The 19,832-nt window shown below is 66.0% G+C and carries 16 protein-coding genes and 1 pseudogene; 15 read left to right on the top strand and 2 right to left on the bottom strand.

Annotated features, from left to right (window positions below; all coding sequences use genetic code 11):
• Positions 1-75 precede the first annotated feature (75 nt).
• Positions 76-894 carry an SDR family oxidoreductase gene (locus CXY73_RS13545; RefSeq protein WP_158253031.1) on the bottom strand — a complete coding sequence of 273 codons (819 nt, stop codon included), beginning with the start codon at positions 892-894 and terminating at the stop codon, positions 76-78.
• Positions 895-1,107: 213 nt separating this feature from the next.
• Here CXY73_RS13545 and CXY73_RS13540 point away from each other — a divergent pair, with 213 nt between their 5' ends.
• From CXY73_RS13540 to CXY73_RS13480, 13 genes and pseudogenes are all read left to right on the top strand, one after another.
• Positions 1,108-2,148 (top strand): extracellular solute-binding protein, encoded by a 1,041-nt coding sequence (locus CXY73_RS13540; protein ID WP_104178007.1) that lies wholly within the window; start codon positions 1,108-1,110, stop codon positions 2,146-2,148.
• A 174-nt stretch (positions 2,149-2,322) separates the two neighbouring features.
• Positions 2,323-3,894, top strand: a complete 1,572-nt coding sequence (locus CXY73_RS22870) for an iron ABC transporter permease (RefSeq protein ID WP_233198339.1) — start codon at positions 2,323-2,325, stop codon at positions 3,892-3,894.
• Positions 3,894-5,135 carry an ABC transporter ATP-binding protein gene (locus tag CXY73_RS13530; protein WP_104178006.1) on the top strand — a complete coding sequence of 414 codons (1,242 nt, stop codon included), beginning with the start codon at positions 3,894-3,896 and terminating at the stop codon, positions 5,133-5,135. Before CXY73_RS22870 ends, CXY73_RS13530 begins: the two co-directional genes overlap by 1 nt.
• A gap of 228 nt (positions 5,136-5,363) precedes the next feature.
• The gene (locus CXY73_RS13525; RefSeq protein ID WP_104178005.1) at positions 5,364-6,170 is read left to right on the top strand and encodes an IclR family transcriptional regulator; all 807 of its coding nucleotides are present in this window, start codon (positions 5,364-5,366) and stop codon (positions 6,168-6,170) included.
• A 104-nt stretch (positions 6,171-6,274) separates the two neighbouring features.
• Positions 6,275-7,594: a cytochrome P450 gene (locus CXY73_RS13520; RefSeq protein WP_233198338.1), complete on the top strand. Its 1,320-nt coding sequence runs from the start codon at positions 6,275-6,277 to the stop codon at positions 7,592-7,594.
• Positions 7,591-8,682, top strand: coding sequence for a PEP/pyruvate-binding domain-containing protein (locus CXY73_RS13515; RefSeq protein WP_104178004.1), 1,092 nt, complete (start codon positions 7,591-7,593; stop codon positions 8,680-8,682). The genes CXY73_RS13520 and CXY73_RS13515 overlap by 4 nt, the downstream gene beginning before the upstream one ends.
• 69 nt (positions 8,683-8,751) lie before the next feature.
• Positions 8,752-10,668, top strand: coding sequence for a PEP-utilizing enzyme (locus tag CXY73_RS13510; RefSeq protein WP_104178003.1), 1,917 nt, complete (start codon positions 8,752-8,754; stop codon positions 10,666-10,668).
• 40 nt (positions 10,669-10,708) lie between these two features.
• Positions 10,709-11,440 (top strand): SDR family NAD(P)-dependent oxidoreductase, encoded by a 732-nt coding sequence (locus CXY73_RS13505; protein ID WP_233198337.1) that lies wholly within the window; start codon positions 10,709-10,711, stop codon positions 11,438-11,440.
• Positions 11,441-11,450: 10 nt separating this feature from the next.
• A complete protein-coding gene (locus tag CXY73_RS13500; RefSeq protein WP_104135201.1) occupies positions 11,451-11,762 on the top strand; it encodes a 2Fe-2S iron-sulfur cluster-binding protein in 312 nt (103 codons plus the stop codon).
• Positions 11,763-11,765: 3 nt separating this feature from the next.
• The gene (locus CXY73_RS13495) at positions 11,766-13,061 is read left to right on the top strand and encodes an NAD(P)/FAD-dependent oxidoreductase (RefSeq protein WP_104178001.1); all 1,296 of its coding nucleotides are present in this window, start codon (positions 11,766-11,768) and stop codon (positions 13,059-13,061) included.
• A gap of 4 nt (positions 13,062-13,065) precedes the next feature.
• Positions 13,066-13,749 carry an HD domain-containing protein gene (locus CXY73_RS13490; RefSeq protein WP_104178000.1) on the top strand — a complete coding sequence of 228 codons (684 nt, stop codon included), beginning with the start codon at positions 13,066-13,068 and terminating at the stop codon, positions 13,747-13,749.
• Positions 13,746-15,224 (top strand): aldehyde dehydrogenase family protein, encoded by a 1,479-nt coding sequence (locus CXY73_RS13485; RefSeq protein WP_104177999.1) that lies wholly within the window; start codon positions 13,746-13,748, stop codon positions 15,222-15,224. The genes CXY73_RS13490 and CXY73_RS13485 overlap by 4 nt, the downstream gene beginning before the upstream one ends.
• 170 nt (positions 15,225-15,394) lie before the next feature.
• Positions 15,395-16,566 (top strand): annotated as a pseudogene (locus CXY73_RS13480) (APC family permease).
• Positions 16,567-16,655: 89 nt separating this feature from the next.
• Here the strand turns inward: CXY73_RS13480 and CXY73_RS13475 are convergent.
• Positions 16,656-17,978 (bottom strand): MATE family efflux transporter, encoded by a 1,323-nt coding sequence (locus CXY73_RS13475; RefSeq protein WP_104177998.1) that lies wholly within the window; start codon positions 17,976-17,978, stop codon positions 16,656-16,658.
• 418 nt (positions 17,979-18,396) lie between these two features.
• Here CXY73_RS13475 and CXY73_RS13470 point away from each other — a divergent pair, with 418 nt between their 5' ends.
• Both CXY73_RS13470 and CXY73_RS13465 read left to right on the top strand, forming a co-directional pair.
• Positions 18,397-19,512, top strand: a complete 1,116-nt coding sequence (locus tag CXY73_RS13470) for an NAD(P) transhydrogenase subunit alpha (RefSeq protein WP_199185375.1) — start codon at positions 18,397-18,399, stop codon at positions 19,510-19,512.
• A 1-nt stretch (position 19,513) separates the two neighbouring features.
• Positions 19,514-19,831, top strand: a complete 318-nt coding sequence (locus tag CXY73_RS13465) for an NAD(P) transhydrogenase subunit alpha (RefSeq protein WP_104135196.1) — start codon at positions 19,514-19,516, stop codon at positions 19,829-19,831.
• Position 19,832 lies beyond the last annotated feature (1 nt).

Raw genomic sequence — 19,832 nt, 5'->3', positions numbered from 1 at the left:
TGTAGGGGTGGCGCGCTTCGATTCGAGACGGGCAGATTCGTCAACGGTACAACGAAAACCGCCCGAATGACCGGCCTAGATGCTGCGGTGGTCTCTGACTGCAGATTCCAGATTCGCCAGTCCGGGGGCCATCGCGGCGTCGACGGCCATGGGGTCGGAGATGTTCAGTAATTGCATTTCTCGGCGTCCTTTCGGGGCCGTGTTGATTTCGTGGTCGTCAGCCTCGAGACCGGCCAGTAGATCGGTGATCACGTCGTCGAGGGATCGACGTTCCCAGCCTAAATCGGCGCCGGCGTTCTGAGATGACATCATGGCCGTATCCGTCGCACCCGGGTAGACGGTCGCCACGTGCACGCCCGTTCCGGTCAGTTCGCGCCGCAGGGATTCTCCGAAACGAGCAAGGCCGGCCTTGGTGGCGGCATAGACAGAATAGAAGGGCATGCCGACGAGGGCGATTCCGCTGGAAATGTTCAGGACAATGCTGTCTCGGTCACCACCGGCCCGAAGTCGCGGCAGCAGTGCCCTGGTGAGCAGCACTGGGGCGACGAGATTGAGGTCGATCATCGATCGAATGTCCGCTTCGCTGGTCAGTTCCAGCCTGCCGGCACGCACATTACCCGCGTTGTTCACCAGGAGGTCGACGGTGGGCCACGGCTCGACGGCTTCGGCTACTCGGTCAACGCTGCCGGGACGGGTGAGGTCCTGGGTCAGGATTTGTGCAGTGCCGCCTGCCGCTTCGACCAGCCGCGCCGTCGCAGTGAGCGTTGAGTCCTTACGGCCCACGAGAAGCAGCTGTGCGCCCCGAGATCCAAATTCTACGGCTAGAGCCCGCCCTATTCCTTGCCCTGCTCCGGTGATGATGCCGTGTCGGTTGCTGAGATCCAAAATAGTCATTCCTCTGATTCGGGCAAGACGGGCCGCGAGTTCGCGGTTCATGGAAAATAACGGACTGCTGGCGAGGGCTATTCCCCCGCACGCCGTTTGCCTAATATTCGGCGCATCAGCTGGTGCGGCTTGCGACTGTTGGGCTAACGCACATGATTCGCCCCAGTCAGCGTGTTAGCGTAGCCTTACCTTAGCAATCGTTCGCCACGTCTTTGGAGTTTCATGCGCATCCCTCTTTCTGTCGCCGCCCTCGTTGCCGGCGCCACCGTTTTTGCCCTCTCTGGTTGCACGCAGGCCGCTGAGCCGGCAGTGACCGGCACCGAAACCAGCGATAACGCCTTCACTCTCTATTCGGGGCGGGACGAAGCGCTCATCCAGCCGCTGATTGACCAGTTTGAAGAGACGAGCGGCATCAGTGTCGAGGTGCGTTACGGCAACACCGCCGAGCTCGGCGCGCTGCTGCTTGAGGAGGGCAACGCCACGCCCGCCCAGGTCTTCCTCGCGCAGGACGCCGGGGCGCTGGGCGCCCTCGCTAACGCCGACCTGTTTGCCACGCTTCCGGCTGAGACGACGGACGCGGTCCCGGCTGGATTCACCTCGACCGACGACCGCTGGGTCGGCGTCACCGGCCGGGCTCGCGTGATCACCTACGACAGCGAGGCGATGAGCGCGGCCGACGTGCCAACATCCGTTGATGCCTTCACCGACCCGTCCTGGTCAGGAAAGTTTGGCATCGCGCCGACGAACGCTAGCTTCCAGGCCTTCGTCACCGCCTACCGGGTGCTGAACGGCGAAGAGGCCGCCGACGAGTGGGTAGCCGCGGTTGCCGCGAACAGCCCGGTCATCTTCGACAACAACCGGGCCATTCTGGCCGCCGTCAATGAAGGGGTCATCCGGGCCGGACTCATTAACCACTACTACTGGTTCGCCCAGGCTGCCGAAACCGGCGAGGCGAACATGCGCGCCCAGCTCTCCTATCCCGATGCCGGTGACGCCGGCTCCATCGTCAACGTGACCGGTGCTGGCCTGCTCAGCGGCGCCGCCGAAGACGCCGACGCCCTCGAGTTCATCGCTTATCTGGTCGGCGCCGAGGCGCAGCAGTACTTCGTCGACGAGACCTACGAGTACCCGCTTGTGGCTGGAATCGACGCCCCGGCCGGACTGCCAGAGCTCGACTCGCTGGTCAACCCCGACCTCGACCTGGCCGACCTCGACACCCTCGCGGACACTCAGGCACTGCTCGGCAAGCACGGCCTGATCTAACATTGAAGCAGTGAAGGCGCGGTTGCGGGCTCAAGTCGGCAGCCGCGCCATACCCTTTACCGAAGCGGATGCCCCGGCGCCCGTTCGGTCTCGGAGCGCTACCCGCTGCGGAGAGCTGCGCCCGACCAATCCGTTGGTCGCTCCGCGAGCCGCCCGATCGCCCGGGTCGCGCGCGTGACCGAACTACTGATCCCGCCGCCGGAAACGGCCGCACCTCGCGCGCCAGCCCGTTACCGCTTCGGCGCCCCGCCCTGGCTCGTGCTGATAGCCGCGCTCTGCGCCGCAACCGCCGCCATTCCCCTGGTCTACCTCGTCGTGCGCACGACCGAGGCGGGCCTGGCCGAACTGCTCGCGACCCTGGTGCGCCCCCGGGTGCTGCAACTCACGGTCAACACGGTGCTGCTCGCCGCCGCCGTTACCCTGACTTGTCTCGTGCTCGGCACGATCTGCGCCTGGATTCTCACCCGCATCCGCCTGCCGTTTCAGCGCACGTTGCTGCTGGTCTCGGCGCTGCCGCTCGCGGTTCCGAGCTACCTGGCCGCCTACGGTTGGCTGGTCTGGTTTCCGAACATTAACGGATTCTGGGCCAGTTGGTTCGTCATGACCATGGTCTGCACTCCCTATGTGACGCTGCCGGTTGCGGCGGCGCTGCGCGGGGCATCCGCTGATCTGGAATCAGTGGCCCGCACCCTCGGTCGCGGCCCGCTGCGTGCCTTTGCAGCTGCCACCTGGCCGCAGATTCGCCCGGCCGCGATCGCCGGCGCGCTGCTGGTCTGCCTCTACTCGCTGAGCGATTTCGGGCTGGTCTCGATGCTGCGTTTTCAGACGCTCACCTGGGGAATCAACGCCGCCTACGGTGCGAGCTTCGACCGCAACCAGGCTGCCCTGCTCGCCCTCGTGCTCGTCGTGCTCGCGCTCGTGGTCGTTGCCGGCGAACGCCGCAGTCGCCGTCAGGTCCCCAGCGTTCCCGGTCGCAGCACCATGCCGGCCCGCGCGCCCGGCCGTACCTGGCCCGTCTATATCGCAGTGCTGCTCGCGGCGCCGGTCGCCGGGGTCGTGGTTCCGGTAGTCGGACTACTCAGCCGCCTGCTCGAGGCCGAAACCCTGCGCGCCATCGACGTGCCTCGGCTGTTCGAAGCGATCGGCGCGACCCTCGGACTCGCCCTCGCCGCCGCCGTGGTTGCCGTGCTCGTGGCGCTGCCGATCGCCGCCCTCGCTGCCCGCTACTCTGGTCGCTTAGTCGCCGTGATCGAGGCCGTCGGGTTTCTCGGCCACGCCCTGCCCGGCATCGTCGTGGGCCTCGCGCTCGTATTCTTCGCGCTCGCCGCGGTGCCGATGTTCTACCAAACATCCGTCGTGCTGGTCTTTGCCTACGTCGTTCTGTTCATGCCGCGGGCGATCGGCAGCGTGCGCAGCGGCATCGCTGCGGTACCGACGAGCCTCGGCGACGTCTCCCGCATGCTCGGTTTGTCGCCGCTTCAGGCCTGGTGGCGGGTCACCGCGCGTCTCGCCCTGCCCGGCATCGCGATCGGTGCACTGCTCGTGGCCATCTCGGCCATGAAAGAATTACCAGCGACGCTGCTGCTGCGGCCGACGGGCGTGTCCACGCTCGCGACCGAGTTGTGGAGTCGTACGGCCCTGTTCGAGTTCGGCGCAGCGGCGCCGTACGCTGCGGCGCTCGTGCTCGTGGCGATGGTGCCCGCGGTGCTGCTCTCCGGCATACGCGGCACAGCAAGGGAGAACTAGTGGGCTGGGTAGCAATCGAGGCGCTTCGAGTCGCGTACGGTGAAACGCGGGTCCTCGACGACATCAGCTTGCGCATTCCGCGCGGCTCGCTGGTGGCGGTTCTCGGCCCAAGCGGATGCGGCAAGACCACGCTTCTGCGCGCCGTCGCGGGTTTGTTGCCGGTCACCTCCGGCACCATCACGGTTGGTGGACGCCTCGTCACCGGCCCCGGTGTGCAGCGGGCGCCGGAGAAACGCGGAATGGGCTGGGTTCCGCAAGATGCCTCGCTGTTTCCGCACCTCACTGTCGGAGAGAACATCGGCTTCGGCCTGCCGCGCACGAAGCAGAGCGACGATCTGTACTGCGAGCCCGGCGAGGCTTCTGGGGGAGTTGCGGGCCTGCTGTCCGGCCTCACCCGAAGTGGGCGAGCAGCACGACGCACCCCCGTGCGGGTGAGTGCGCATGCGAGCCCGTTGGCGCCCGCGCCGATCAGCCCCGACCGGAGTAACCAAAACAGCCGCGCGAGCCGCATAGCGGAGCTCGCCACCCTGGTCGGCCTGTCCGAACTCGTCGATCGCGCCCCGTCGCAACTCTCCGGCGGCCAGGCTCAACGGGTCTCGCTGGCCCGCGCACTCGCTCCGCGGCCCGACCTCATGTTGCTCGATGAACCGTTCGCCGCCCTCGACCCCCTGCTGCGTTCGGCCCTGCGCACCGACGTAGCTGCGCTGCTGCGCGACCAGCACAACACGAGCTTGCTCGTGACCCACGACCAGGAAGAAGCTCTCTCCCTCGCCGACTTCGTCGCCGTGATGCGCTGCGGTGAGATTTTGCAATTCGGCACGCCAGCGGATGTCTACGAACGCCCGGTCAACTCGTGGGTCGCCGGCTTCGTCGGCGACACCGTCGAGCTCGACGGGGTCTGGCGCGGTGGCCGCGTCGAGTGTGCCCTAGGCTCACTCCCGGCGGACTGGACGGGTGCGCTGTCTGCGGGGAGGGCATCCGCTCCCGTTGACGGAACGCCGGTGCTCGTGCTGCTTCGTCCGGAATGGCTGACCCTCGCGGAGCCAACCACCGAGCACGGAACGGATGCCGTCGCCACGGCCATCGCCTACGCCGGCCACGACGCCCTGGTCACCTTCGCCCTCGCCGACGCAGCGAAGACTGAGGTGCGCGCTCGCGTCGCCGCACCCGACCTGCCGCAGCGCGGCGCGCGGGTGAAGCTCGGGGTGCGCCAGAACGCCCTCGCCTACCCGCAGGGGTAGACGCGACTGGCGGTTCCGGCCCGCGCGCCGCGCTTCGCGCTGCAGATTGTTGCTGACGCTCGCGGCCCGCCTTTGGCGGGAGCAGTTTTCTGTCGCGTCAGCACCAGAGGCGCGGGCAGGAAACAGGTGCGGGCGGGGACCCTCGGTCCTCGCGCCCGTGCACCGCAGCTGACTAGAGTGAGCTTGCTAGCCGTTTGAGGGCGAGTACAACAGTGAAACGAGGCGCCCGTGGCCGGTCATACATCAGCTCCCGGGCAGTCGGTGACCAGCCGTGTGCTGAGCCTCCTGGCGGCATTCGAACACAGCGCATCCGCTCGTTCGCTGTCGGAAATCAGTCGCGAAAGCGGGCTGCCGCAGAGCACCGCGCACCGGCTGCTCGGCGAACTCGAGACTTGGGGCGCCGTGCAGCGGGACGCCCAGGGCCGCTACCAAATAGGATTGCGCCTGTGGGAACTCGGCCAGCACGCCGGTCGCAAGCTGCGCGATGTGGCCCGGCCCTACCTGCAAGACCTGTTCGGACTCACCCAGGAGACCGTACACCTCGCCATTCGTGATGGCGCCGAGGTGCTCTATATCGACCGCGTTTATGGCAGTCGGCGTGTGCCGCAGGCCAGTCGGGTCGGCGGTCGCCTTCCGCTGCACGCTACCGCCGTTGGTCGCGCCATTCTCGCCTTCGAGGAGGAATGGGTGCAAAACGCGGTACTCGATGGCGAACTCGTGCGCCGCACTCCGCTGACGAAGACCGATCCGGCCGAGCTGTGCCGGGAGCTGGCCAAGATTCACGAGCTCGGCTTCGCTCTCGCCTCCGAAGAGGTGCGGCAGGGATCGTGTTCGCTGGCTGTGCCGGTATTTCAGCCGCCCGGTCAGATTTTCGGTGCACTCGGAATCGTGCTGCCGACCTCGCGCGCCCACCAGCTAGGGCGCTACCTCCCGGTGCTGCAGGGCACTGCGCAGCGAATTGAGGCCGGAATTGCGCACCTGCCAACCGCCACCCTGCGCCCGTCGGCCAGCGTGACGCAACTCACGCATCCGTGAAGCCACTTCCACCCAGTGGGACACTGCGGCGTTTGAAGCTGCCGTCGTGCCTTAGATAGATCTCGTCGACCTCAAAGTTGAGAAAAGCAAACCAAGGAGCAATCGTGACCGCTCAGCCCGCACTCGCCCACCCGGCGGCTTCCGCCCGAGCAGGCCAATGCCCCGTTACCCACGGCACTTCAGATGCCAACGCTCACGGCTTCGCCCCCTTCGCGATGACCGACCCGTTCCCCTCTTATACCGCCCTGCGCGAGAACGAACCGGTCATGTTTGACGAAGAGATCGGCTATTTCGTCGTCTCCCGCTACGACGACGTGAAGGCCATCTTCGACAACTGGAAGTTCTTCAGCAGCGAGAACGCCCAGGCCCCGGTGCGAGCCCGCGGCGCGGCTGCCACGAAGATCATGAACGACGGCGGCTTCACCGCCTACTCCGGCCTCAGCGCCCGCATCCCCCCTGAGCACACCCGCATGCGCGCCATCGTGCAGAAGGAATTCACGCCCCGCCGCTACAAGGCCCTCGAACCGACCATTCGCGAGAACACCGCGCGCCTGTTGCAGCAAATGCTGGCCCACCTTACTGGACGGGGCGACTTTCTGCAGGACGTTGCGGTAGATATCCCCACGATCACCATCCTCGGCCTGCTCGGAGTGGGGCCGGAGATGGTCTCGACCTACAAGAAGTGGTCCGATTCCCGCGCGGCGATGACCTGGGGCGACCTGAGCGACGACGAGCAGATTCCGCACGCGCACAACCTCGTCGACTACTGGACCGAGTGCCTGCGCCTGGTCTCGAACGCCCACGAGCAGCTCACCGCTGACCTGAATGGCGACAACCTCGTCTTCGACCTCGTGCAGGCGCAGTCCACTGGTTCGGACATCTCGGACCACGAGATCGCCTCGGTCTATTATAGCTTGCTCTTTGCCGGCCACGAGACCACCACGACGCTCATCTCCAATACCATTCGCGAGCTCCTCGCGCATCCGACAGAGTGGCAGAAGCTGCTGGATGACCCGAGCCGCATCCCGGCCGCGATCGACGAGACCCTTCGTTTCTCGCCGAGCATCGTCGGGTGGCGGCGCAAGGCCCTGGTCGACACCGAGATCGGCGGAGTGCAGATTCCGGCCGGGGCGAACATCCTCTTGCTGATGGGGTCGGCCAACCGCGACCCTGGCACCTTTGAACAGCCTGAAACCTTCGACATCAACCGGGTCAACGCCCGCAACCACCTGTCATTCGGCTTCGGCATTCACTACTGCCTCGGCAATATGCTCGCCAAGATGCAAGACAAGATCGTCGTCGAAGAGACCCTCAAGGCGGCACCGACGCTGCGCCTGATCGACGCCGAAAAGATCGCGTTCGGAGACAACCTGTCGTTCAGGGCGCCCACCGCGGTGCCCGTTACCTGGGGAGAAACGAAATGACTACCGCACCGTACATTCAGTTCTTTGACGGAGCGGATGCGCCCCGCCACGACCTGCTCGGCGGCAAGTGTGCCTCGCTCGTCGCCCTCACCCAGGCCGGCATGCCGGTGCCCCCCGGATTCGCCATCACCACCGCCTCCTACGACGCGTTCATCGCGGCCGCCGGGATCGAACAGGACATCCACTCGATGCTGGCCCACCTCGACGCCGACGACGTGGCCGAGGTCGACCGGGTCTCGGCCCAGCTGCGCTACGAGATCGAGAGCCGCCCGGTGCCCGCTGCCGTGCGCGCCGACTTCGTTGCCGCCTACCACGCCCTTCAGGCGCGGTTCAGCGAACCGGTTCCGGTGGCCGTGCGCTCCTCCGCGACTGCCGAGGACCTGCCAGACGCGAGCTTTGCCGGCCAGCAAGACACCTATCTATGGCTGAACGGTATCGACGACGTTACCGAGCACATCCGTCGCTGCTGGGCCTCCTTGTTCACCTCCCGCGCGATCACCTACCGGCTCAAGAACAACATTCCCAACGAGGGACTCTCCATGGCCGTTGCCGTACAGAAGATGGTCAATGCCCGCGCCGCCGGTGTGGCCATCACCATGGATCCCACCACCGGCGACCGCTCCAAAATCGTCATGGAGGCCTCCTACGGCCTCGGCGAACTCGTTGTCTCCGGCCTGGTCACCCCCGACAACGTCACCGTCGACAAGATCATGCTCATGGTCGTCAAACGCGTAATCGGCGACAAGCACGCCGAACTCGTGCCAGACCCGGCCAACACCGGCTTGGTCGAACTGGAGGTTTCGGCCGCGCGCCGCGCCGTGCTCTCGATCAGCGAGACCGAGATCACTGCCATCGCGACCATCGCCAAGAAGGCCGAGAAGCATTTCACCTGCCCGCAGGACATCGAGTGGGCCCTTGACCGTGACCTGCCCAACGGGCAGAACCTGCTGCTCCTGCAGTCCCGCCCCGAGACCGTGCATTCTTCGCGCACGAAAACGGATGCTGCCGGCCCCGCCCGCACCACCGGCTACGGAATCGAGAGCATCACCCGATCACTCCTGGTTCAGGCCGGCAAAGCCACGGATTAAACCCGACCCGCAACATCCGTTTGAAAAACAACCACTCACCCGCGCACCACCTTCGAGAACGGTTTTCTTATGACAGAGAAGTCATTTCCCAGCCCCTATGACCAGGCTCCCGCCGACGGCGCCGAGGGGTGGAAAGAGCTGTACGCCTACAACCTGGTATTTCAACAGAACCGCCGCGAGGTCGAAGAGGCCAAGTTCTGGTTCTGCGACAGCCAGCACTGGCCCACAGTGACCAAGCCGTTCGAGACGATCGGTTTCGAATTCGCCGTGTCGTGCCTCGGCCAGTACAACACCCGCCACCTGCTCATTCCGCCGGCCAACGGCATCGAATTTCGCATTCACAACGGCTACGTCTTCATGTCACCGGTGGGCGTACCGGAGTCGGAGATCGCCGCCCGTGTGCCAGAGTTCATGGCGCGGGCCGGCCACTATTTTCAGAACTGGGACGGGCTGCTCGAACAGTGGCAGGGCAAGATCCGCGGCACGATCGACGAGCTCGGCGCCCTGAATTTCGACGCGCTGCCCGACAAGGTCAACATCAACGATGTCACGAGCGGCAAGGGTACCGGCCCGAACAACGACCTGCTGGCCCAGTACGACGCGTTGATCGCACTGACCTACCGCGCCTGGCAGTACCACTTCGAGTTTCTCAACCTCGGCTACGTCGCCTATCTTGACTTCTTCAGCTTCTGCAAGGAGGTCTTTCCCGGTATCCCCGACCAGGCCGTCGCCAAGATGGTGCAGGGCGTCGACATGGAGCTGTTCCGACCCGATGACGAACTCAAGAAGCTCGCCAAGCTCGCCATTGAACTGGGCCTGACCGGCCTGTTCGGCAACACCGCCAACCCGGAACAGACGCTGGCCGGCATCACGGCCGTCACCGGTGGCCCCGAGTGGATCGCCGCCTTCAACGACGCCAAGGACCCGTGGTTCAACTTCACCGTCGGCAACGGCTTCTACGCCCACGACAAGTACTGGCTCGACCACCTCGAACTGCCGCTAGGTTACATCAGCGACTACATCGGGCGCTTGCAGGCCGGCCAGACCATCGACCGCCCGGTCGCCGAACTCGTCGCCGAACGCGACCGCATCACCGAGGAATACTCGGAGCTGCTCAGCCCCGAGCAGCTCGCCGCCTTCGAAGGCAAGCTCGGCCTGGCCCGTCAGGTCTACCCCTACGTCGAGAACCACAACTTCTACATCGAGCACTGGACCATGGGCGTCTTCTGGCGCAAGGCTCGCCAGCTCTCGGCGATGCTGCAGGAGCAGGGCTTCTGGCCCGATGCCGACGGCATGTTCTTTCTGCGCCGCGACGAGGTGCGCGAGGCCCTGTTCGACTACGTCACCGGCTGGGCCGTTGGCGCCCCGGCGATCGGCCCGTCGTACTGGCCCGAGGAGGTCGAGCGTCGCCGCGTCATCGTCGACGCGCTGCAGAAGCAACGCCCGCAGCCGGCTCTCAACACCCCGCCGGCCGTCATCACCGAACCGTTCACCCTCATGCTCTGGGGCATCACGAGCGACCAGATCAAGAACTGGCTCGGCGACTCCGACGCCCCCGAAGGAGAATTCCGTGGCATGGCGGCCTCGAGCGGCGTGGCCGAAGGCCCGGCCCGCGTGATCAGCAGCTCCGACCAGCTCTCCGAGGTGCAGGAGGGCGACATTCTCGTCGCCCCCGTGACGGCACCGTCGTGGGGACCGATCTTCGGCAAGATTCGCGCCACGGTCACCGACATCGGCGGCATGATGAGCCACGCAGCCATCGTCTGCCGGGAATACGGCATGCCGGCCGTCACCGGAACCGGCACCGCATCGTCGCAGATCGTGACCGGCCAGTGGCTGCGCGTCGACGGCAACAACGGCACGGTCACCATCGTGCTTGATCATGCGGACGCGGATCACGCACACGACCTCAGCCTGGCCCACGAAGCTGTCATTCAATTGGAGCAGGCGCTTGACGGCCCCGTTCTCGAAGGCAGCCATGCCTGATGAGTGCACGGACCAGCCCGCTCTTAGACCTGTTCGAACGGTGCTGATCACCGGCGCCGCCGGCGGGCTGGGCCGTGCCTTTGCCGTGAGCTTCGCGGCCCAGGGTGACCGGGTGGTTGTCGCCGACACCAACGTGGAGGGCGCCCAGCAGACCGTGGCGCTCCTCGAGGCGGCCGGCGGCACCGCCCTCGCCCTGCAGGCCAACGTGACGCAGCTCGACTCCGTCACCCAGCTCGCAGCGGATGCCTCAGCCTTCGCGAGCGACGGCAAGATCGACGTCATCATCAACAACGCGGCGATCTACGCCACCGTCACCCGGTCGCCGTTCGAAGAGATCGACGTCGACGAGTGGGACCGCGTGATGGCCGTCAATCTCAAGGGACCCTGGCTGGTCACCCGCGCGTGTTCCTCCTACCTCTCCGACGGAGCCGCGGTGATCAATCTGTCGAGTGCGACCGTGCTTAGCGGATCCGCCCAATGGGCGCACTACGTGGCCTCGAAAGGTGGCGTGATCGCGCTCACCCGGGTGCTCGCCAAGGAACTCGGGGAGCGCAACGTCACCGTGAACGCGATCGCCCCCGGCTTCACCCTCACCGAGGCCAGCTACGGCCTCATCGAGGGCGCCGCCGATTACGGCGTCGACCGCGGCTCGATCAAACGGGCCAGCGAGCCCGACGACATCGTCGGGGCGGCCCTGTTTCTGGCTGGCCCCGGCTCGCGCTACATCACCGGTCAGACCCTCGTGGTCGACGGTGGTCGACAGTTTTTGTAAGGAGATCTGAATGCCTTCTGTAACCTATATTTCTGCCGCCGGCAGTGAAACGGCCGTCGCGGGATTCGCCGGCGATTCCGTGATGGAGACCGCCGTGCGCAACGGCGTTCCCGGCATCGTCGCCGAGTGCGGCGGCAGCCTCTCCTGCGCCACGTGCCACGTCTTCGTCTGCGCCGACAGCGTCTTTCCGCCCATGGAAGACCTTGAGGACGACATGCTCGATGGCACCGCCGTCGACCGCGAGTCCAACTCCCGGCTGTCCTGCCAGCTCAAGCTGCGCGACACCGATATTCGCGTCACTACTCCCGAAACACAGGTGTAGACCATGCGAACCGGGACTCTCATCATTGGCGCCTGCCAGGCCGGCGTACAGCTCGCCTGCAGCCTGCGTGAACTCGGCGACACCGATCCGATCGTGCTCGTCGGCGAAGAGCCGCACGCCCCGTACCAACGGCCGCCGCTGTCAAAGGCGTTTCTCAAGGGCGAGGCCACGGCCGACTCGCTCACCTTTCGCACCCACGAGTTCTATACCGAGCACAACATCGAACTCGTCACCAGGGAGCGCATCGTTTCGATACAACGCGATGCCGACGGCGGGGAAGCGACGGCCGAATCCGGCCGACGGTTCGAATTCGCCCGGCTCGCCCTCACCACCGGTGCCGTTCCGCGCCAGATCCCGTTCGAGGGCAGCGAACTAGAGGGAGTCAGCTACCTGCGCAGCATAACGGATGCCGCCCTGTTCGAACGGAGAGTGCACACGGCTCAAAACGTGGTCGTCGTTGGCGGTGGGTTCATCGGACTCGAAGTGGCCGCCGGAACCTGCGTCGTCGGCAAGACCGTGACCGTATTGGAGGCCGCGCCCCGACTGGTCGGGCGGGCGGTCTCCGAGGCAACGAGCGCGTTCTACCTGGCCGCGCACCGGCGCCGAGGCACCCGGGTGGTGTTGAACGCCCAGGTCAGCCGTTTTCTCGGGCAGCACGACCGGGTCACCGGGGTTGAATTGGCCAGCGGCGATGTGATCCCGGCCGACGTCGTTCTGATCGGCGTCGGCGTGATCGCCCGCACCGAACTGGCCGATCAGCTCGGCCTCGCCGTCGACAACGGCGTCGTCGTCGACGCGAGCGCCCTTTGCTCCGACGGGCTCACCGTCGCCGCAGGGGACTGCACCAACCTGCCCAACCCCACGCCGAAATCTTCGGCGACGCCCGGTGGCATCGAACGACTCCGACTGGAAAGCGTGCAGAACGCGGTCGAACAGGCCAAGGTCGCCGCCGCGACGCTGCTCGGCCTGCCCGCTGAATACTCCACGGTTCCATGGTTCTGGAGCGACCAGGCCGACCTCAAACTGCAGATCGCCGGCCTCAGCGGCGGACACGACCAGATCGTGCTGCGCGGCGACCCCGAGACCGAGAAGTTCTCGGTGCTCTACTACCGCGCTGGGCAGCTCATCGCCGCCGACTGTGTGAACCGCCCGCTCGACTTCATCGCCGTGCGCGCCATGCTGCACTCCGGGCAGCAGCTGCCCGCCGACCGCGCGGCCGACCTGTCGCTGCCACTGAAGAAACTCGCCGCATCCGCTGTCGAAACTGCCCCTGCCGTGCCCGTCCTGATCGGAAAGTAACCCCATGACACTGCAGACCGAAGAACTCGTCGACACCTCACCGATCGCGGCCGGCGTCGTCTCGTTCGACCTCAACCCGCTCTGGCGAGCTGTGCGCCTCGAGATGCGCTCGCGCTCCAACGACATCCACATCCCCATCTCGTTCGCCTTCGCCGAGCGGCTCTGCCAGGCCTACCCAGAAGCCGACGCACTCGTGGTACGAGTGGCCATTCTGCTGCACGACACCGGCTGGGCCAGGGTCGACGAGACCAAGATCATCTCCGAGGGTTTCGGCGCCAACTGGCGCCAGGCCGATATCCGCTACGAACACGAGGTGAGGGGTTGCGAGATCGCCCGTGAGGTGCTGCCAGCCCTCGGCTACACCCCCGAATTCGTCACCAGCGTCACCGACATCATCGACGGGCACGACACCCGCCCCGAGAGCTACTCGATCGAGGATTCCCTTGTGCGCGACGCCGATCGACTGTGGCGCTTCACCACCACCGGCATCGCGCTCGCCTCCGGCTGGTTCGGCCAGGAGCCCTCGGCCTACTGTCGGCGTCTGCGCACCGACATCGTTCCCGAGCTCATCACCGCGGCAGCCCACGAGATGGCGCTCGCCGAACTCGAACGTGCCGAGGCCCTGCTGCAATCGGATGTCCTAACCACCGGCATCGACGCGCCCGCGCTTGATGGCAGCGGCGCGTGACCAGCCTGCTGCCGATTCCCGTGACCGCGAACCTGCCTTACCGCCAAACCAACGATGTGTTCATCGACGGGCAGTGGCAGGCCGCGACGGGAACCGGCCGCACCTCGGTGACCAACCCGGCAACGGAGGAGGTCTGGGGGTCGGTGCCGCAGGCATCCGCCGCCGACCTGGACCGGGCCGTCGGTGCTGCCCGCCGTGCATTCAGTGGATGGCGGGACCTGACTCCCACGGTGCGTGCCGGCTTTCTGTTGCGGTTGGCCGACGAGGTGGAGAAGCGGGCCGAGGCCATCTCGCACACCAACACCTGGGAGAACGGGTCGCCGGTCGCGGAATCCAGCCGGGCCGCCGGCAACGCCGCCTCGATCTTTCGCTACTTCGCCTCGCTCGCCGGCCTGCTCGAAACGCCGGACGTTCGGCCGTTTCCTGACGGGTCGGGCGAAACCGTGGTGCGCCAGGACCCGATCGGGGTCTGCGCGCTGATCGCGCCGTGGAACTTTCCGATCAACCTGGTCGTCGCCAAGCTCGCGCCAGCCCTGATGGCCGGCTGCACCGTCGTGATCAAGCCGGCCTCGCCGACGCCGCTCTCGGTCCGGCTCATCATCGATGCTGCCCGCGCCGCCGGCATCCCCGCCGGGGTGGTCAACCTCGTCACCGGACCGGGTTCGTTCGGCGACGCGCTGGTCAGGCACCCCGGCATCGACAAGGTGGCCTTCACCGGGTCGACCCCGGTCGGCCGAACGATCGCCGGCGCCTGCGGGCAGCTGCTTCGACCGGTCACGCTCGAACTCGGCGGCAAGTCGTCGGCGCTCGTGCTGCCCGACGTCGACCTCGACGCTCTATCGCGCGTTCTGATTCGCAGCTGCATGCGCAACACCGGCCAGACCTGCTATATCTCGACCCGCATTCTCGCCCCGGCTGAGCGCTACGATGAACTCGTCGACATGGTCACCGCCACCATCGCGACTGCCAAACAGGGCGATCCGATGCAGCCGGACACCGTGTTCGGACCGTCAGCTACGCGCGCGCAGGAGCAGACCGTGCGCGCGTATATTCGCAGCGGCCTAGCCGAGGGCGCTCGCGCCACGACCGGTGGCGACGTGGCATCCGGCTTTGATCAAGGCTTCTTCGTGAAGCCCACGGTCTTCGCCGACGTGACGCCGGGCATGCGCATCGCCAGAGAAGAGATCTTCGGTCCGGTGCTGACGATCCTGCGCTACTCCTCGCTCGACGAGGGCGTTGCGCTGGCCAACAACACCTCGTTCGGGCTGGGTGGCACGATCTTCTCCGAGGATCCAGATCTGGCCTTCGCGCTCGCCGGTCGGTTCGACACCGGCTCGGTCGGCCTCGGCTTCTTTGCCTCCAATCACGCTGCGCCATTCGCCGGTCGGCACGATTCTGGCCTCGGTGCCGAGTTCGGGCCGGAGGGTCTGAAGGCCTATCTCGCGCCGCAGTCGGTGCACCGCCGCATCCGCTGACCTCTACACCGGGAAACCCGAATGGTCCCACATCCAGCGAGTTGCATGGCGCCGGCTCGCGCATCTACCACCCTTAGGAATGGTTAAAGTTTCGGTCGTGCGCACGGGGACCGCCCGAATATAGGTGCAAGCGCGCCAAACGTAGTTGTAGCCAAGCCAATAAAGGCCTGATGAACGAGCGCAATCCCTACTCGATCATGGAGCGCAAACCCATTACCGATATTGGCAGCGGGGCTGCCAAGAACGGTTTCTTCAAGAGCCTCGGACTCTGGCAGCTCACCGCGATCGGCGTCGGCGGCATCATTGGAATCGGCATTTCCACCCTCGTTGGACTCGTTGCAAATGGCGGTCCGGACGGCGAACGCGCGGGTCCAGCCATGCTCATCTCGGTCCTTATCGCCGGACTCGCGAGCGCCGCCGCCGCCCTCAGCTACGCGGAGTTCGCCGGAATGATTCCTCGCCGGCTCTGCGTACACCTGCGGCTATGTCGCCCTCGGTGAGATCGTCGGCTGGTTCATCGGCTGAGATCTGTTGCTCGAGTACATCGCGATCGTCGCCGTCGGGCTCAAGGTGTTACTGATCCTTGCAATCATCGCGCTGGGGTTCTTCTACATCAACACCCAGAATTACGTTCCATTCTTGCCGAACGGTTTCGGCGCGGTCTCCACTGGCGCGGCCACGGTTTTCTTCGCCGTCTTCGGCTATGACGCCATGAGAACTGCCGCCGAAGAGGCCAAAGATGGCAAGAAGCACATGCCGAAGGCGATCTTGCTCTCGTTCGCCATCGCCCTGGTGCTCTACGTGCTCGCCACTCTCATGCTCACCGGCATGCAAAATTGGCAGGACTTCGACCCGACCGCCGCCTGTGCCGTCGCATTCCAGTCCGTCGGGCTTCCGATCGTCGCGACCGTGCTCTCGGCCTTCGCCGCTATCTCGATCCTCACCGTCATGCTGACGTTCCTTCTCGGCGTCAGCCGGGCCTGGTTCTCGATGAGCCGCGACGGCCTGCTTCCCAAATAGTTCTCCGGAACCGACAAAAAGGAAACTCCCGCCCGCGTCACCTGGATCGCCGGCCTTGCCGCGGCCGTGCTGGCCGGGTCTTCCCGAGCCGGCTGATTGCCGACCTCACCAATATTGGAATTCTCGTCGCCTTCGTCGTGGTCTGCGGCGCCGTGATTGCGTTGCGACGCACCCGCCCCGATGTTCCTCGCACCTTCAAGCTGCCTTTGATGCCTGGGTGCCCGTGTTCGGGGTGCTGTCCTCCGTCTTCCTCATCACGCAGCTGCACTGGCAGACCTGGCTGCACTTCGGCATCTGGCTCATCATCGGTTTGGTCATCTAATACTTCTATGGTCGCCGCAACTCGGTCATGAACCCGAAGAGCCCGCGGTACATCGAGCATCCGGTCGATCCCGCATTCGCGGCGCGTAGTCAGCGCGCCCCGATGACCATCCAGGCCATGCTGCGTGCCCGCAGCGACAGCGTCGCGGCGCGGGCACCGAGGTAGCCGAGCGCGAACGCGGCCATGAGCAGCGCGAGGCCGACCGAGCCCGCCGGAGCCCAGACCAGCACTGCCGCGGCCAGCGGCACGAACACGGCTAGGTTGATCAGCCCGGTCAGGGCGAGATAGCGGGCGTCGCCGGCGCCAATCAGCACGCCGTCGAGCACGAACACGACCGCCCCGAGGGGAACGGATGCCCCGAGCACGATCAGGGTCAGCGGCAGCAGCGAGGTGACAGCGTCGGCATTGGTGAACGCGTGCCCGAGCACCCCGCTTGTGCCGATCACTAATGCTGCGAGCACGAGACCGGCCAGCACGCCCCACTCCAGGCAGCGGCGCAGCACGGCGCGAACCTGCACCACGTTTCCGGCTCCGAGCCCGCGACCGACGAGGGCCTGTGCGGCAATCGCGAGAGCGTCGAGGGCGAAGGCGAGGGTGCCGAACAGGGTCATTGCGATCTGAAAGGCGGCGAGTTCGGGGGAGCCGAGCTGGGCGGCCACGAACACGGCGAGCAGCATGGCCGCGCGCAGGCTCAGCGTGCGCACAAACAGCCAGCCACCGCTCCGGGCACCGAGCAGCAGCCCGGCCCGGTGTGGGCGGAGCGGGGCGCTGTGGCGCCGGGCATATTTGGCGACCACGACAAGGTAAACAGCGACCATGCCCCACTGGGCCACGACGGTACCTACGGCCGACCCGGCGATGCCCCAGCCGAGCAGATAGATGAACACGTAGTTCAGTGCGATGTTCGCGCCGAAACCGATCCCGGCCACGTAAAGCGGGGTGCGGGTGTCTTGCAGGCCGCGCAGTAGTCCGGTCGCCGCGAACAACAGCAGCATGGCGGGCAGGCCGAACATCGAGATACCGAGGTAGCTGGCGGCATCCGCTGTTACGGCCGTTTCGGCGCCGAACGCGCCCACGAGTACCGGGGTAGCGAGCAGGCCGCCGGCGGCGAGCAGCAGGCCGAGACCGAGGGCGAGCCAGAGTCCGTCAATGCCGACGGAGACCGCCCTCCGCGTGTCGCCGGCGCCGAGCCAGCGGGCCACGGCCGGGGTCGTACTGTAGGCCAGAAAAACCATGAGGCCGATGATGGTCTGCAGCACTGCGCTCGCAAGGCCGAGGCCGGCCAGCGGCGTGGTGCCGAGGTGCCCGACCATCGCCGAATCGGCCAGCAGAAACAGCGGTTCAGCCACGAGGGCGCCGAGCGCGGGTACGGCGAGCCGCAGAATGTCCCGGTCGATGGGTTGTGCCCGCAAAATGTTGATGTGTCGACTCTACGGCGGGCGCGCCGGCCTTCCGAACTCCGTGTGGCCGCGCCCAATACCGGTGCGCGCTACGCCGGTTACCGTAGCGCTCACCCGCGGCCACTTCCAACAATGCCAACAATGCCTAACGGATACTGACTGCTCAATTTGCGAGAACGCCTCAAGTCAGCCCCGGCAGCCGGGGAAATTGTTAAGAATTCCGACTCTTTTATGAGCGAGGCCCCCGAATCGAGCCCATCCCCCGCCCCATCCCGCTAAGTTCGTCCCAGGACCTTCTGCCGACCGTGAACGCTTCGGGTGCGCTTAGCCGGGAACTTCATTTCCGGCCCTCGGTGCCCCTGTTTATCCCACAAGGATGTTTGCCGCCTCAGTGACGAGCGCGCGGACATCCGCTTCGAAAGGCTCGACCGTGCCTGTTAATCAACCACAGCCCGAGACACCCACTATCGGCGTCGTCCGCGAGAGCGGGGAGGACGAGCGGCGAGTCGCCCTTGTGCCGCGCGCTGTCGCATCCCTGGTCGCCGCGGGGCTCGACGTCGTCGTCGAATCCGGCGCGGGGGCTGAAGCCCTCATGGGTGACGACCTCTATGTCGCAGCCGGGGCTACCATCGGTGACGCCTGGCGCGCCGACATCGTGCTCAAAGTCGCTCCACCCACCGACTCGGAAATAGCCCGCCTCAGGGCGGGCGCGACCTTGATCGGGTTCCTGGCACCGCGCAACGCTGAGAATAAGATCGCTGCCCTGCAGAGCGCTGGCATCGTCGGCTATGCGGTCGAGGCGATCCCGCGCATCTCGCGTGCTCAGGTCATGGACGCCTTGTCGTCGCAGGCGAACGTTGCCGGCTATAAGTCGGTCATCCTCGCTGCATCGCTCTCGACCAGGTTCTTCCCGATGCTCACCACGGCGGCGGGCACCGTCAAGCCGGCCAGTGTGCTCGTGCTCGGCGTCGGCGTGGCCGGGCTGCAGGCGCTCGCGACCGCCAAGCGGCTCGGCGGTCGGGCAACCGGCTACGACGTGCGTCCTGAGGTCGCCGATCAGGTGCGATCGGTGGGCGCCCAGTGGCTCGAGGTAGGGATCGACGCGGCCGGTGACGGCGGCTATGCCCGCGAACTCACCGACGACGAACGTGCCGTGCAACAGGCCGCGCTCGAGACGGCGATCTCCACGTTCGACGTCGTCATAACGACCGCTCTCGTGCCGGGACGGCCGGCGCCGCGACTGGTGACCGCTGCGGCCGTGTATGGCATGAAGGCGGGCAGTGTCGTCATCGACATGGCGGGCGAGACCGGCGGCAACTGCGAGCTCACTGTTCCCGGCGAGAGTGTGGTCGTCGGCGGCGTCACCATTGCGTCCCCACTCAATCTGCCCTCGACTATGCCCGAGCATGCGAGCGAGCTTTACTCAAAGAACCTCACCGCCCTGCTCGAGTTGCTCGTGCGGGACGGCCGACTCGACCCCGACTATTCCGACGACGTGGTAGCGCTGTCCTGCGTGACGCGTGACTCAGTCTCGAACAGGATCTGACATGGACTACACCGGTTTCCTGGCGAACATTGCCATCCTCGTGCTCTCGGGCTTCATCGGTTTCGCCGTCATCTCCAAGGTGCCGAACACGCTGCACACCCCGCTCATGTCGGGTACCAACGCCATTCACGGCATCGTTGTGCTCGGCGCCCTGGTCGTGCTCGGCACGGCACACAACCCGAGCATCCCGCTGCAGATCATCTCGTTCGTGGCTATCGTGTTCGGCACGGTCAACGTCATCGGCGGTTTCGTCGTGACCGACCGGATGCTCGCCATGTTCAAAACCCGCTCCGTCGCTTCGACTGACGGGAAGAATTGAC

It is taken from the genome of Cryobacterium sp. Y50, assembly GCF_002929805.1.
Lineage (GTDB): Bacteria > Actinomycetota > Actinomycetes > Actinomycetales > Microbacteriaceae > Cryobacterium.
This window is presented reverse-complemented; position numbering and strand designations above follow the sequence as displayed.